Here is a 13,757-nt window from a genome sequence, read left to right as displayed (position 1 = left end):
TTGGGGCTCACAGGCACCCGGGCAGCCGGGCCTGTAGGACCCGCCCTTCATACATCCGCCACGGGCCATTCCTGCCGATTTTGGGGGGAGGAGGCTGGAAGGCCAATCAAAGGCACAGCACAGATCAGCGTGCCTTATGCAACTTCGGCGGGCTTCGTCAGGCCTTCCAGATCCGCAACAGCCCCCACTGGCTCTGCTGGGCGGCCAGCTCCGCATGCCATCCCTCCCCGGCCAGAACCCCCTCCAACCGCGGTGCCTGGTGAACCAGCAGACCGCTCAGCAACCCCACCCCACCGGGGGCCAGAACGGTGCTGAAGGCCGGGCAGAGGGCCTCGATCACCGGCGCCAGGATGTTGCACAGCAGCAGGTCGGCAGGGCCGGCGGTCAGCAGAGGGACCAGCTCCTCCACCGAGCCCTGCCGGGCAGCGAGGCGATCCTGGAAGCCACTCACGGCCGCGTTCTCGCGGGTGGCGCGCACCGCCAGCGGATCGACATCGACGGCCGCCACCCGGGCCGCCCCATGGAGCAGGGCGGCGATCCCGAGGATGCCGCTGCCGCAGCCCAGATCGGCCACCTGCCACCCCGCCAGCCCGGCAGGAGCAGGGCCGCCGTCGCCGCGCTCGAGGGCCAGCTCTTCGATCGCCTCCAGGCAGAGGCGGGTGGTGGGGTGGCTGCCCGTGCCGAAGGCACTGCCAGGGTCCATGCGGATCACCAGCCGATCGGCATGCTCCGGGGGCAGCTCCAGCCAGGCCGGCAGGATCAGCAGCCGCCGGCCCACCGGGTCAGGCTCCCAGTGCTCCTTCCAGCTGAGGCTCCAGTCCTCGTCGTCCTGACGCTCCCAGCGGACGGGAGCCGGCTCCAGGCCAAACGGTTCGGCCAGGGAGGCCAGGGCCTCCACCAGCCGGCGCCGCTCCGGCTCCGGCCAGTCGGCTTCGGGCAGCCACGCCACCAGCTGGCGCTGGGAGGGCTGCTCGGGCCGGTAGCGGATCGCCACCCGGGGGATGCCGAGCTGCTGGAGTTTCCAGAGGAGAGACTCCTCGAGCTCGGGGAGAGCCTCCTGCTCAAGGCGCCACCAGGAGAGGGGCATGGGATCGGCAGAGCGGGGGCTGGCTTCAGAGGGTGACGGGATGGGCTTCCTGAATCCCGTTGATGGCGTGGACGCAGGCCAGCAGGCTGGGGGGAATGGGGTCGTCCAGGCTGAGCACCATCACGGCATCGCCGCGCACGATGCGACGGCCCACCTGCATCGAGGCGATGTTCACGTTGTGCTCGCCAAGCACCGAACCGATCTGGCCGATGATCCCGGGCATGTCGCGGTGACGGGTGAACAGCATGTGACGGCTGGGCGTCACGTTCACCGGGAATTCGTCGATGCTGGTGACCCGCAGCTCCCCGTCCGCGAAGACGGCACCGGTGACGCTGTGGTTGCCCTTGCTGCTGCGGGAACTGAGCTGGAGCGAACCGCCGGCGTAGTCACGGGAGGCGGCGTCCTTGACCTCCAGCACATGGATGCCGCGGTCCTTGGCCTCCAGGCTGGCGTTCACGTAGTTGATCGAATCGCCGAGGGCGGTGGAGAGCATGCCCTTGAGGGCGGCCACCACCAGGGGCTGGGTGGGATGGGAGGCGAACTCCCCCTGGAGACGCACCTCGAGCTCGCTGATCGCCCCGCCGGCCAGCTGGCTGACCAGCTGGCCCAGGGTTTCGGCGAGCTGCAGATGGGGCTTCAGCTGCTCCATCACCTCGGCGTTCAGACCGGGGATGTTGACGGCGCTGCGGGCCGGCAGCCCGAGCAGCACATCGCGGATCTGCTCCGCCACGTCAATGGCCACGTTTTCCTGGGCCTCCGTGGTGCTGGCCCCCAGGTGGGGGGTGAGCACCAGCCGCTCACGCACCGTCCGCAGGGGCGAATCGGCCGCCAGGGGCTCCTTGGCATAGACATCCAGGGCGGCGCCGGCGATCACCCCCTGCTCAACCGCCTCGGCCAGGGCCGCCTCATCGACGATGCCGCCGCGGGCGCAGTTCACCAGCCGCGCCGTGGGCTTCATGGTGCGCAGCAACGCCGCGTTCACCAGGTTCTCGGTGTCGGGCGTGCGCGGCAGATGGAGGGTGATGTAATCGGCCTCGGCGAACAGCTCCGCCAGGGGCAGCAGCTTGACCTGCATCTGCTGGGCCCGCTCGGGTGAGACGAAGGGGTCGTAGGCCAGCAACTCCATGCCCATGGCGGTGGCCACCCGGGCCACGTGGGAGCCGATCTTGCCGAGACCCACCACGCCGAGCTTCTTCTTGTAAAGCTCATTGCCCACATAGGTCTTGCGGTCCCAGCCCCCCGCCATGGTGCTGGCGTGGGCATGGGGCACGTGCCGCGAGAGCGAGAGCATCAGGGCCAGGGCATGCTCGGCCGCGGCGATGGTGTTGCCCTCCGGCGAATTCACCACCAGCACCCCGCGCTTGGTGGCGGCCGGGACATCGACGTTGTCGACTCCCACACCGGCGCGCCCGATGATGCGGAGTTTGTCGGCAGCCTCGATGATGTCGGCGGTGACCGTGGTGCCCGAACGGATCATCAGGGCGTCGTAGTCGCCGATGATCTCCCTGAGCTGCTCGGGGGGCAGGCCGGTGCGCAGATCGACCTGGGCCACCTGGGACAGGATGTCGATCCCCGCCTGGTCGATGGGATCAGAAACGAGAACCTTTGTCATGCCCGGCGGGTGGGGAGGGGAAGCCGGAGGTGCAGTGTAGTGAGCAGCGAGAATCGGGGACAGCACGATTCTGAAGGGCAGGCAGCGTGGGAACGAGCGTGGTGGTGGTGCTCAACGACCGCAGGCGGCTGCAGCAGCTGCGGCAGAAGCTCTCCGAGCTGCAACCGCCGATGCTGGAGCTGGTGGCGATCGGCGAGCAGGAGACCCCCCTGACCGCCGTCGAACGGCTCAATCCGGCCGCCGCCCGGCGCAACCGCCAGCACAGCATGGCCCGCTGGCTGATCCCCTTCGGTTTCCTCGCCGGCCTCACCTTCACCTACATCACCGATCTGGACACCTTTGCCTTCGCCGGTGCCTGGAGCCAGCACCTGATCGGCGCACTGCTGGGCATGGGCTCCGGCTGGATGGGCAGCTTCGCGGCGGCCGCCAGCGTCAGCTCTGACGAGGACGACCGCATCCGCGGGCTGCGGAACCGTCTGGAAGAGGGCAGCTGGCTGCTGCTGGCCGAGACGGCGAACGGAGTCGAGATGCCCTGGGTCACGTTGCAGCAGGCCCGGCCCCAGGCCGTCGTCCGCCTGGCGGATCGCTGATGCTGCCCCGCCGTGAGCTGCTGGAGGGCAGCCGCAACCCCTCGGCCCTGGAGCCCGTGATCGCCGCCGCCGAGCAGGCGCTGCGCACCTGGGAGCCTCAGTGGACCGGTTTCCTGGAGGGGGCCGTTCGGGAGGAGGCCGAACAGCGCCTCGGCCAGCTGGCGGAGCTCGAGCTCCATGCCGAAGGGGGTTATCCGGGCGCCGAGCGCTGCCGGCTGCTGCTCCGCCGCCGCGATGCAGGGCTGGACCCTGCCCAGCTCCCGATCACCCTGACCGGTCTGGACATCCGCGGCAACTTCCTGTTCGATCCCTGCCAGCCGGATGACTTCCGAGCCGCCCTGGCGGCCTCGGGCCTGCCCGAGGCCGCCATCGGCGACGTGTGGGTGCGGGGGGACCGGGGAGCCCAGGCCATCGTCGACGCTGCTGCCGCGGCGCCGCTCTCGGAGGCGCCGCTCTCGGAGGCGCAGAGCCCGGTGGCGCAGAGCCTGGTGCGGGGCGTGGAGGTGACCGTCGAGACCGTGCCCCTGGAGCAGCTTCAGCTGCCCGTGCGCCGCCAGCCGCGCCGGTTCCACACCGTCGAGGCCTCTCTGCGACTGGATGCCGTCGCCTCAGCCGGCTTCGGACTCTCGCGCAGCCGCATGGCGGAACTGATCCGCGCCGGAGAGGTCAGGGTGAACTGGGTTCCCGTCACCGGCGCCAGTCGGGAACTGGCCTGCGGCGACCGCATCCATCTGGCCGGTCGGGGGGAACTGCTGCTGGAGACGGTCAGCCCCACCAAGCGGGAGCGCTGGCGGCTGGGGCTGATGCGCAGCTGAGCGGGTCTGCGGCAATGGGCTGCTGCAATGGGCCGCTGAACGGCAGGGGTCAGCCTGCTGCGAGGCCTGGGGAGCCGGCTGCTAAGTTGCTTGGGCTCCAGGGTTCGTCAAGCCCAGGGGATCGGTGGCTTCGTGATCAGCGAAGCCATCGGGATGACCACCCGGCTTTAGGTGAGCCACGGGCGATTAGCTCAGAGGTAGAGCACTACCTTGACACGGTAGGAGTCACTGGTTCGATTCCAGTATCGCCCACTTTTCATTCCTTCCGACAGGAAGTCTCCACGCCCCATGTCAGCCACGGCCCAGGATCTCACCGTGGTCATCGGCCTGGGACGGTCGGGGCGAGGGGCAGCCCGACTGTTGCAGAGCCAGGGGAAGCAGGTCTGCGTGGTCGAATCCTCACGAACCACCAGTCTCGAGCGGAGCGCCGCCGAGCTGGTGAACCAGGGCATCGATGTCCGCCTCGGCATGCCGCTGGAGCTCGCGAGCCTGGAACAGCTCGGCAGCCCCATCGGCAGGGTCATCGTCAGTCCCGGGGTCCGCTGGGACCACCCCACCCTCGAAGCCCTGCGGAAGCAGGGCATTGCCCTGGGTGGAGAGCTGGTTCCGGCCTGGGAAGCCAGCCGCCCCGTACCCTGGATCGGAATCACCGGCACGAACGGCAAGACCACGGTCACCCATCTGGTGAGCCATCTCCTGCAGGAGTGCGGCATCGATGCGCCGATGGCCGGGAACGTCGGCCGGTCGGCCGCAGAACTGGTTCTGGAGCGGCAGGATTCCGCGGCCGGCCTGCCGCCCTGGATGGTGGTGGAGCTGAGCAGCTACCAGATCGAGGCCGCGCCCGCGGTGGCTCCCCGGATCGGCATCTGGACGACGCTGACCCCGGACCATCTCGAGCGGCATGGCACCCTGACGGCCTACCGCGCCATCAAACGCAGCCTGCTGGAGCGGAGCGAGGTTCGGCTCCTGAACGCCGACGATCCCGACCTGCGTGCCCATGCAGCCAGCTGGGACCGGGCGAGCTGGATCACCGCCGGCCCGCGGGAGGCGATGCCCGAGGCCATTCGGCCCCGCCTCTGGATTCAGGCGAACCGGGTCTGGCAGGACAAGGGCGGGGAGCACCACGACCTCATGGCCGCCGACTGCCTGGCCATGCCCGGCGACCACAACCGCCAGAACATGCTCCTGGCTGCCGCCGTCGGCCTGGAAGTCGGCCTGAATGGCCCCCAGATGGAGCAGGCGTTCCGCCGGTTCCCTGGCGTTCCTCACCGCCTGGAGCGCATCCGTGAACTGGGCGGCCTCCTCTACTACAACGACAGCAAGGCCACCAACTACGACGCCGCCGAGGTGGCCCTGCGGGCCCTGGCAGGCCCCCTGGTGGTGCTCGCCGGAGGCCAGGCCAAGATCGGCGATGCCAGCGGCTGGATTCAGGCCCTGGAGCGGAAAGCCAGGGGCGTGGTGCTCTTCGGCCAGGCCAGCGCGGCCTTCCGGACCCTGCTGGAGCAGGGGAACTACAGCGGCACGATCAGCTGCTGCGACGACCTGGACGAGGCCGTACCGCTGGCCCACTTTCTTGCCAGACAGCTGGAGTGCAAAGCCGTGCTGCTCTCGCCGGCCTGCGCCAGTTTTGATCAATACGCAGACTTTGAGGCCCGTGGCGACCACTTCCGGGGGCTGGTTCTGGCACTGCGCGACTGAATCCCTGCGACTCAAGGCACCACCGAGCAAGGCCCTTAGCATGGCCTTGCTCGGTGGGAGAGCCATGGCCTACTGGTTGATGAAGAGCGAGCCCGAGGTCTACGGGATCGACGACCTCAGGGCCGAGGGGACGACCCTGTGGGATGGCATTCGCAACTACCAGGCCCGTAATTTCATGCGCAGCATGGAACCTGGTGACCTGGCATTTTTCTACCACTCGAATAGCAAGCCTCCGGGAATCGTGGGTCTGATGGAGGTCATCGAGACCCGATTGATCGATCCCAGTCAGTTTGATCCTCAGTCGAAATACTTTGATGCCAAGTCGAACCCAGACCAGCCCCGCTGGGACTGCGCCCGTTTGCGCTACAGCCGCACCTTCGCGCAGCTGCTGAGTCTCGAGGCGCTGAAGGACTCCTTCTCGGAGGAGGAACTCGGGGTCGTCCGCCGGGGCAATCGGCTGTCCATCCTTCCGGTTTCCGAGGCCACCGCCACCCGTCTGCTGAGGATGCTGGAAACCTGATGGAGAGCCCATCGCCTCTCCGATCCCCACGGCCATCGCCTCCGGCCATCTCGATCCGGCAGGCCGTGGAAGAGGGATGGGCGGCCTTCAGCAGCGCGCCGATACCGTTCGTGGCCTTCAGTGGCGTCGCCGGTGGGATCAACCTGATCTGCCAGCTGGCCATCGGCCATCTCAGCAGCCATCGGATCACCCCCTTCGGCCAGCCCGATGGAACCGTGGACCTGCTGCTGCTGGTGGGCTGGATGGGCTGGGGAATCAGCAACCTCTGGCTGGCCGTGGGGCTGCTGCATGGGGCTGACACGGCTCTGGCCCATGGCCGCCCGAAGCTCTCACGGATGCTGCGACCCGATGCCCGGGCGATGCTGCGGGGGGCCGGGACCCTGGGCCTGGTCCTGCTGGTGCTGGCGGTGATCGCCCGGCTGGGACAGGCCAGCGCTTGGCTCATGGCCCTGCTGCAACCTGCCCTGGCGGGCCTGCCCCTGCTGGCCGGCCTGGCGGTGGGGGTCTATCTGGCCACGGACCAGGTGCTGTGCCTGCCCATCGCCGTGCTGGCAGAGGTGAACCCCCTGAGGGCCTTTCGGGAAGGCCGTCGGGCGATCGACCCCCACTGGCTGCAGGCGCTGGGGCTGACCCTGGTGCTCGCCCTGGTGGTGCTGGCGGGGTTTCTGGTACTGCTCGTGGGCCTGAGCGTGGCCCTGCCCGTGGCCACCTGCATCCAGGTCGCCTCCTATCGGCAGCTGTTCGTGGAGGAGGGGCCCGACACCCGGAAGCTCACCTGAGCCGGGAAGAGATTGGCCAGATAATGCCGGGTGAGGTCCCGGTTCTGGATCCCGTTCTGGACCAGAAAGCCGGCGAGGGCGGCCTGAATCAGGCGGTACTGGTCCCAGTTGGGATGCCGCTCGATGAACCGGCGCATCGCCAGGGCGAGAGGCTCGGGCACCCGGGCCTGCAGGCTCACCACAGATTCGTCGTCGCTGGACCCGTACTCCGCCGTGCTCATGGTCACCCCCGTACCGCGCACCAGTACTCCACATCGGCGTCGCGGGGTCAAATCGCTCCAGAAGCGGCCTGCCCATCCCATCGCAGGATGAGACTCCAGACCTCCACAAGCCGTCGGCGCCACCCCCTCGCCGCAGGGCTGACGGCAGAGCCCCCGCCCGGCACTGTCAAGTGGCCCCGGCCACAGCCGAAGCCACTTCCAGCGTTCTCCCCAGCCGCCAGGAGGTCCCAGCGGCACCGGCAGAACGGACGGGGAAAACATGCGGAAAAGGGCCCTCCCCGCTGGGGTATCGGCCCGATCCCCCCAATGATCAGCAGGTCTGATTCCGTCCGATGACGGCCGATTGTCTTACGTGGGAACGCCATCCCAAGCTGGAAGCCGATGCCCCGCTGCCATGCCCATCGCCCTGCTCGGCACAGGCCTGCTCGGTACCGCCATCGGCCAGCGGCTGCTGAGCCAGCAGCAGCCGCTGCAGGTCTGGAACCGTGATCCCGACAGAGTGCAGCCCCTGCTGGCCCTGGGCGCTCGTGCCGCCGCCACGCCTGGGCAGGCCGTCAGCCAGAGCGACTGGGTGATCACGGTGCTCAGCGATGGGGCGGCGACGCGCTCGGTGCTGCTGGATCAGGTCGGGGCGGCGCTGGCCGGCTGCAGGGTGGTGCAGATGGGGACGATCGGACCTGGCGAGAGCCGGGAGCTGGCCGACGCCATCCAGCAGCGCGGCGGCGCCTACCTCGAGGCGCCCGTGCTGGGCAGCCGAGCGGAAGCCCTGGCCGGCAGGCTCCAGATCATGGCGGGGGGAGGCGACGAGCTCTTCCAGCAGGCCCTGCCGCTGCTGTCGCTGCTGGGCGAGGAGCCCCAGCTGATGGGACCGCTGGGTGCGGGCCTCGAGACCAAGCTGGCGCTGAATCAGCTGATCGCCAGCCTGACCCACGCATTCAGCCTGTCGCTGCATCTGGTGCAGGCCGCCGGGGTGGATGGGGAGCGCTTCATGGGCCTGCTGCGGCAGAGCGCGCTGTATGCGCCCACCTTCGACAAGAAACTCGCCAAGCTCCTGGCCCACGACTACGCCAACCCGAATTTCCCCACCGCCCACCTGCGCAAGGACCTGCGCCTGTTTCAGGAGGCTGCCGCCGCCTACGGACTGGATGGGAGCGCCCTGGAGGGGCTGGCCAACCTGCTGGAACGCGCCAGGGGCACGCCTCTGGACGCGATGGACTACAGCAGCCTGCATCGCCTCACCGAGAGCCCTCAGGCCCCCGCAGCCAGCTGATCGAGCAGGGGGCACTGTTCCAGGGCGGCCACCATCGCCCAGCTGGCGTCCAGGCCCCAGGCGCCCTCCAGCGCCCTCCGGGTGGGACCGGGCGTGAGCACGAAACGGAGTTGCCAGGCGGAAGGCCGGCCCTCCAGTTCCATCCACAGATCCCCGGGCGGGCAGGGCAACTCCGCCTCCAGGGTGATGGACTCCTCGGGCATGAGCTGGTCCGCCAGCTGCTTGAGCTGGTCGAGCAACTGGAGCAGGCCGCGACGCAGGGTGATGGCCTCCGAGGCCGTCCACTCGGCGGCCCAGGCCTCACCCCCGATCAGCACGGGAAACGGCTGACGCTGGGGATCGACGACCAGACGCCAGCCGGGCCCCTCCTGGACCTCCATGCCAGTGGCTGCTCCCCGGCGTCAGCCGGGCAGCAGGGCGGGCTGGTCCTGCTCGTCACTCAGCTCGACGATGGCCCGCTGGACGGGTTTGATCATCGAATCATCCAGCAGGCCATCGAAATCATCGAATCGGCGCTGCTTGGCACGGAAGGCAATCCGAACGGTGGTGAGGTAGCGGTTGCTGGAGTGACGGATCAGGCTCTCCGCCCGCTGGGCCAGTTCCTTGGCATTCACCTCGAGACCCCGTTGCATCAATTCTGCGCCAGTCTCGGCAGCCTAGGTCAGAGTGGGAGGCTCACCGGTTAGAAGGGCGCCATGGCAGGCACCCTGGCCATCGACCTCGGCAGCACCACCACGGTGGTGGCCTACCAGCCGCCGGGCGGCGAGGCCCAGCTGCTGGCCCTGCCCCCCTTCAGCCTCGAGGACCCCTCGGTGGTGCCGTCCCTGGTCTGGCTGGCGGGGGCCACCAGTCCCCGGCCCCTGATCGGCCGGCAGGTGATTGATGCCGGTCTGCTCCACCACGGCGGGCCAGAGCTCCACCAGGATTTCAAACGCCGGATCGGGGCGAACGGCGGCCTTGAAGCCCCCCGCACGGACGGTCCGGGTGGCGAGTCCACCACAGTCACCCTGCCTTTGTCGCCGGAGGCCGCCGCCGGACTGCTGCTGCAGCAGGTGTGGCAAGCCCTGCCCGAGGGCCTTCAGCCGGAGCGGCTGGTGCTCACGGCGCCGATCGAGGGCTACCGCGGCTACCGCCAGTGGTTGCTGCGGACCTGCGCCGGCATGGCCGTGCCCGAGGTGGCCCTGGTGGATGAACCCACCGCCGCCGCCATCGGTGCCGGGCTTCCGCCCGGCAGCACCGTGCTGGTCGTGGATCTGGGCGGGGGAACGATCGACCTCTCGCTGGTGCGGCTGGAGGGGGGGGAAGGACGGGCGGCCCCGATCGCCCAGCTGCTGCGCTTCGCCGGACGCGACCTGGCGGAGAGCCGTCAGGCCCTGCGCTGCGCCAGCGTGATCGGCAAGGCCGGCCTCGCCCTCGGCGGCCGCGACATCGATCGCTGGATCGCCCGCTCCCTCTGCCCCGATCCCGCTGTGGAGGAGGCCCAAGGGGCCGCCCTGCTCGAGGCCGCCGAGCGCCTGAAGATCGCCCTCAGCAGCCGGGAGGAGGCCCTGGTGCTGTGCGCGCCCCCGGGCGAAACCGCCCTGGAACTGCGGCTGACGCGCTCCGAGCTCGATGCCCTGCTGATGGCGCAGGGCCTGATCGCCGAACTCGACCATCTGCTCGAACAGGTCCTGGCCGCCGGCCGTCGGGCCGGCATTGGCCTGGCGGAGATCACGGCTGTCCTGCCGGTCGGCGGGAGCAGCCGCCTGGGGCTGGTGCGCGAATGGCTGGCCACCCGGTGCGGCGGCGTGGCGATCCGGGGCGAGCGGCCGGTCGAGGCGGTGGCGCTCGGAGCCCTCGCCCTGACCCCGGGTGTGCAGATCCGGGACGTGCTCAGCCACGGGGTCAGCCTGCGCTGCTGGGAGCAGCGCAGTGGCCGCCACCAGTGGCACCCCCTCTTCGTCGCCGGCCAGAGCTGGCCGACCGACCGGCCCCTGGAGCTGGTGCTGGCCTGCAGCCAGGATGATCAGCCGGACATGGAGCTGCTGTTCGGAGAGCCTCTGGAGGATCAACGCCGTGAAGTTGTGTTCGAGGCCGGCCTGCCGGTGTTGCGACCTCGCCCTGCGGGCTCGGCACCCGTGCGGGCCTGGGAACGCCAGCCACGCCGCCTGCCCCTGAGTCCCCCGGGGGAGCGAGGGGTTGACCGCCTGCGCCTGGCCTTCCGCATCGAAGCCGACAGCCAGCTCGTGATGGACGTGACCGACCTGCTGACCGGTCTCCCCAGCGGTCCGATCCGGCTCGGGAGCGTGCGCTGAGCGCGCCCGGCCCGAGCCGACCAGGAGTGGACGCCGACCGGGGTGCCCCCGCAACGCCGCGAAAGCTCCAGCGCTTGCTTCAGACTGGAGGCATTGGGAGACTGCCTTCTTGGCCCTTCGCCGCCATCGGCTGCCTCGTTTCTGGCTGGGCGTCACCCTGGGCCTGGTGGCCGCCGGCCTCGGCACGGCCTACTGGTGGGAGCGGCAGTTGCCGACCCGCCTGGAGCAGGCGGCGGAGCGTGGCGATCTCGATGCCTGCCTGCGCTACAGCGAACAGCTGCAGGCCCTGCGCTGGCTGGGAGGTGGGGCCCCCGGGGAACAGGGGGAATGCCGCCGCCGCAAGTCCGAACAGCTGTGGCAGCAGGCACGCTGGGCCGAAGCCCTGCGGCTGCAGTTGCAGCTCGTCAATTCGCCGGCCGGCCAACCGGCCGACCGGCGGCAGCTGGACAGCTGGCAGGAGTCACTGAAGGAACGGGCCCTGGCGCGCTTTCAGGAGGGGGACCTGCCGGGCTCCCTGGCGCTGCTGGAGCCCATGGGAGAGCATCGGCGGGCCGACCGCAAGGCCCTCGGCGAGCGGCTGGAGGAGATCTGGAACCGCAACAGGCTCCAGTACGAACGGGCCCGTCGGCTCAGCCAGGAGAAGCGCTGGTGGGAGGCCCTCGAAGCCCTCAACCGCATCGACCATCCCTGGTGGAAACAGCAGAGTGAGTCCGTCAGGGCCGAGGTGCAACAGGGCATCAGCTCCCTCAAGGGGCGGGAACGGGAACGGGATGGCCACGGTGAGCTGCCCCACACCGTGTCGGTCGAGCAGCTGGACCGGGAGGTGCAGCAGCGGATCGCCCAGGGAATGGATGAATGGTCGGCCTTCCAGTCCGCCTGCCGCGCCCTGGGCGGCAAGGTGGTGGAGGCCGGACCCGAAACCGGCTGCCAGCGGTGAGGGGGCAGCTCCCGCGGGGAGCTGTGGGAGGCCCATGACAAGATTGGCCGAGCGATGCGGCCCATGGCGATGCAGCCAGGAGATCAGGTGAAGGTCTGCCAGAGCGTGGTCGTGTACCACCATCCCCAGCACCGAGGAGAGGCCTTCGATCTGCAGGGCCAGCAGGGTGAGGTCGTGACCGTTCTCGATTCCTGGAAAGGGCGGGTGATCAGTCCGACCCTCCCGGTGGTGGTGGCTTTCGGCAAGTTCCGCGCCCACTTCCGGGCCGATGAACTGGAACCGGCCTGAGGGTCGACCATCCGGAGCGGCCTTCGCCCCCGGCTGGAGCGGCCTTCAGCCATCCGATGCCGGCCCTCGGCCATCCCCATCCGGCCGGATCAGGAACACCCCTTCCTCCCGATCGATCCCCCTGAGGCAGAGCTGAATCGCTTCCTGGCGGCGGGTCGGCACCATGCGCCCACAGAAATCGGGCTGGATCGGCAGTTCCCGGTGCCCACGGTCCACCATCACCAGCAGGCTGACCCGACGGGGACGGCCCCAGGCCTGCAAGGCCTCCAGGGCCGCACGCACGGTGCGCCCCGTGAAGATCACGTCATCCACCAGCACCACATGGCGGCCCTCCAGCCCCACCGGCATCGCCGTGGGCTGGACCAATCGGGTCCCGACCCGCTCGAGATCGTCCCGGTGAAAGGTGGGATCCAGGGCACCCTGGTCCACCGGATGGCCGCACAGGGGCTCAAGCCTCGAGGCCAGCACTTCGGCCAGGGCGACCCCGCGGGTGGGGATGCCGAGCAGCAGGAGCGAGCGGCTGTCGGCCTCGATCTCCAGCACCTGGGTGGCTAGGCGGTCCAGGGTGCGCCCCAGGTCAGCACTGGAGAGGATTTCCAGCCGGGACATCACGCAGAAGCTGGTTAGGACGATGTTAAGCAAGCTTCAGGACTGGGGAGCCGCCCTTCCCGTGTGACCAAAGCCTGACGCTTGCTCGAGCTGGCGGAACCTCTCCACATCCGCGCTGTAAGTTGGCTTTGGAAGGCGCCTTTCCGCGTCGTGAGGTGAGTCGGGTGAAAGCAGTTCCCTCCCAGCAGCCAACCACCATTTCCGGAAGCCGCGGCACCTCCACCGCCCTTCGAGAACCCCCTTCCATCGCCAGAACACCTGTAGCTCCGGTCGTTCTTGCCATCCTGGACGGCTGGGGCTACCGCCACGATGAAGACCACAACGCCATCCGGGTGGCGGAGACACCGGTGATGGATGCCCTCTGGCATGCCTACCCCCACACCCTGATCGAGGCCAGCGGAGCCGCCGTCGGCCTCCCGGACGATCAGATGGGAAATTCCGAGGTCGGACACCTCACGATCGGCTCCGGGCGGATCATTCGTCAGGAACTGGTGAGAATTTCCCAGGCTGTCCGGGACGGCTCCCTGGCCCGCAACCCCGCAATCAACGCACTCGCCGACAGGCTCAAGGCCAGCGGAGGGACGCTTCACCTGATCGGCCTCTGCTCCGACGGGGGGGTCCACAGCCATGTGAACCATCTCGGCGGCTTGCTCCAGTGGGCCGCCGGCCGTGGCCTTCGGGATGTCTGCGTTCATGTGATCACCGACGGACGCGACACCGCTCCGAACAGCGCACCCGGGTTCGTGGCCACGATCGAGGCCCAGATCGAAGCGGCCGGCACCGGCAGGATCGCCACCATCTGCGGCCGCTACTGGTCCATGGACCGTGACAACCGCTGGGAACGCACCGAAAAGGCCTACCGCCTGCTCACCGAACCGGCCCCCATCGCCGGGCTCTCCCCCACGGAAGCGATCGCGGCCTCCTACGCCGAGGACATCGGTGATGAATTCCTGGAGCCCGTCCGCCTGGCCGAGGGACAGCTCAAGGATGGCGATGGGGTGATCTGCTTCAACTTCCGCCCCGACCGGGTGCGCCAA

At 69.2% G+C, this 13,757-nt stretch carries 16 protein-coding genes and 1 tRNA gene; 11 read left to right on the top strand and 6 right to left on the bottom strand.

Annotated elements, in window-relative coordinates:
* Positions 1-157 precede the first annotated feature (157 nt).
* Together prmA and serA are read right to left on the bottom strand one after the other, a co-directional pair.
* Complete coding sequence (prmA, locus tag ACLD7X_RS01360; protein WP_411421649.1) at positions 158-1,087, bottom strand: 50S ribosomal protein L11 methyltransferase; 930 nt, start codon at positions 1,085-1,087, stop codon at positions 158-160.
* Positions 1,088-1,112: 25 nt separating this feature from the next.
* Complete coding sequence (serA, locus tag ACLD7X_RS01355) at positions 1,113-2,699, bottom strand: phosphoglycerate dehydrogenase (protein WP_411421648.1); 1,587 nt, start codon at positions 2,697-2,699, stop codon at positions 1,113-1,115.
* Between the two features lie 86 nt (positions 2,700-2,785).
* Here serA and ACLD7X_RS01350 point away from each other — a divergent pair, with 86 nt between their 5' ends.
* From ACLD7X_RS01350 to ACLD7X_RS01325, 6 genes are all read left to right on the top strand, one after another.
* A complete protein-coding gene (locus tag ACLD7X_RS01350; RefSeq protein ID WP_412006915.1) occupies positions 2,786-3,289 on the top strand; it encodes a hypothetical protein in 504 nt (167 codons plus the stop codon).
* Positions 3,289-4,104, top strand: a complete 816-nt coding sequence (locus tag ACLD7X_RS01345; RefSeq protein WP_411421646.1) for a photosystem II electron transport protein, Sll1252 family — start codon at positions 3,289-3,291, stop codon at positions 4,102-4,104. Before ACLD7X_RS01350 ends, ACLD7X_RS01345 begins: the two co-directional genes overlap by 1 nt.
* Positions 4,105-4,284: 180 nt before the next feature.
* Positions 4,285-4,356, top strand: a tRNA-Val gene (locus ACLD7X_RS01340).
* A 36-nt stretch (positions 4,357-4,392) separates the two neighbouring features.
* Complete coding sequence (gene murD, locus ACLD7X_RS01335; protein ID WP_411421645.1) at positions 4,393-5,802, top strand: UDP-N-acetylmuramoyl-L-alanine--D-glutamate ligase; 1,410 nt, start codon at positions 4,393-4,395, stop codon at positions 5,800-5,802.
* 40 nt (positions 5,803-5,842) lie between these two features.
* Positions 5,843-6,322, top strand: a complete 480-nt coding sequence (locus ACLD7X_RS01330; RefSeq protein ID WP_412006916.1) for an EVE domain-containing protein — start codon at positions 5,843-5,845, stop codon at positions 6,320-6,322.
* Positions 6,322-7,101, top strand: a complete 780-nt coding sequence (locus ACLD7X_RS01325) for a hypothetical protein (RefSeq protein WP_411421644.1) — start codon at positions 6,322-6,324, stop codon at positions 7,099-7,101. Before ACLD7X_RS01330 ends, ACLD7X_RS01325 begins: the two co-directional genes overlap by 1 nt.
* Here the strand turns inward: ACLD7X_RS01325 and ACLD7X_RS01320 are convergent.
* Complete coding sequence (locus ACLD7X_RS01320) at positions 7,050-7,322, bottom strand: DUF2811 domain-containing protein (protein WP_425625043.1); 273 nt, start codon at positions 7,320-7,322, stop codon at positions 7,050-7,052. The two genes, ACLD7X_RS01325 and ACLD7X_RS01320, sit on opposite strands and share 52 nt — an antisense overlap.
* Positions 7,323-7,716: 394 nt before the next feature.
* Here ACLD7X_RS01320 and ACLD7X_RS01315 point away from each other — a divergent pair, with 394 nt between their 5' ends.
* Complete coding sequence (locus ACLD7X_RS01315; protein WP_412006919.1) at positions 7,717-8,592, top strand: NAD(P)-dependent oxidoreductase; 876 nt, start codon at positions 7,717-7,719, stop codon at positions 8,590-8,592.
* Here the strand turns inward: ACLD7X_RS01315 and ACLD7X_RS01310 are convergent.
* Together ACLD7X_RS01310 and ACLD7X_RS01305 are read right to left on the bottom strand one after the other, a co-directional pair.
* A complete protein-coding gene (locus ACLD7X_RS01310) occupies positions 8,571-8,972 on the bottom strand; it encodes a DUF1818 family protein (RefSeq protein ID WP_411421642.1) in 402 nt (133 codons plus the stop codon). The genes ACLD7X_RS01315 and ACLD7X_RS01310 overlap by 22 nt on opposite strands.
* Positions 8,973-8,993: 21 nt before the next feature.
* Positions 8,994-9,224, bottom strand: coding sequence for a DNA-directed RNA polymerase subunit omega (locus ACLD7X_RS01305; RefSeq protein WP_411421641.1), 231 nt, complete (start codon positions 9,222-9,224; stop codon positions 8,994-8,996).
* Positions 9,225-9,287: 63 nt separating this feature from the next.
* Here ACLD7X_RS01305 and ACLD7X_RS01300 point away from each other — a divergent pair, with 63 nt between their 5' ends.
* The 3 genes from ACLD7X_RS01300 (at position 9,288) to ACLD7X_RS01290 (ending at position 12,111) form a co-directional block, all read left to right on the top strand.
* A complete protein-coding gene (locus tag ACLD7X_RS01300; RefSeq protein ID WP_411421640.1) occupies positions 9,288-10,886 on the top strand; it encodes an Hsp70 family protein in 1,599 nt (532 codons plus the stop codon).
* A 109-nt stretch (positions 10,887-10,995) separates the two neighbouring features.
* Entirely contained in the window at positions 10,996-11,823 is an 828-nt protein-coding gene (locus tag ACLD7X_RS01295) for a hypothetical protein (RefSeq protein WP_411421639.1), read from the top strand.
* A gap of 69 nt (positions 11,824-11,892) precedes the next feature.
* Entirely contained in the window at positions 11,893-12,111 is a 219-nt protein-coding gene (locus ACLD7X_RS01290; protein WP_411421740.1) for a ferredoxin-thioredoxin reductase variable chain, read from the top strand.
* A gap of 45 nt (positions 12,112-12,156) precedes the next feature.
* Here ACLD7X_RS01290 and pyrR read toward each other — a convergent pair whose 3' ends face one another.
* Positions 12,157-12,720: a bifunctional pyr operon transcriptional regulator/uracil phosphoribosyltransferase PyrR gene (gene pyrR / locus ACLD7X_RS01285; protein WP_411421739.1), complete on the bottom strand. Its 564-nt coding sequence runs from the start codon at positions 12,718-12,720 to the stop codon at positions 12,157-12,159.
* Positions 12,721-12,884: 164 nt separating this feature from the next.
* Here pyrR and gpmI point away from each other — a divergent pair.
* A partial coding sequence (gene gpmI, locus ACLD7X_RS01280) for a 2,3-bisphosphoglycerate-independent phosphoglycerate mutase (RefSeq protein ID WP_411421638.1) occupies positions 12,885-13,757 on the top strand: 873 nt, incomplete at its 3' end.

The organism is Aphanothece microscopica RSMan92 (assembly GCF_046613545.2).
Lineage (GTDB): Bacteria > Cyanobacteriota > Cyanobacteriia > PCC-6307 > Cyanobiaceae > NIES-981.
This window is presented reverse-complemented; position numbering and strand designations above follow the sequence as displayed.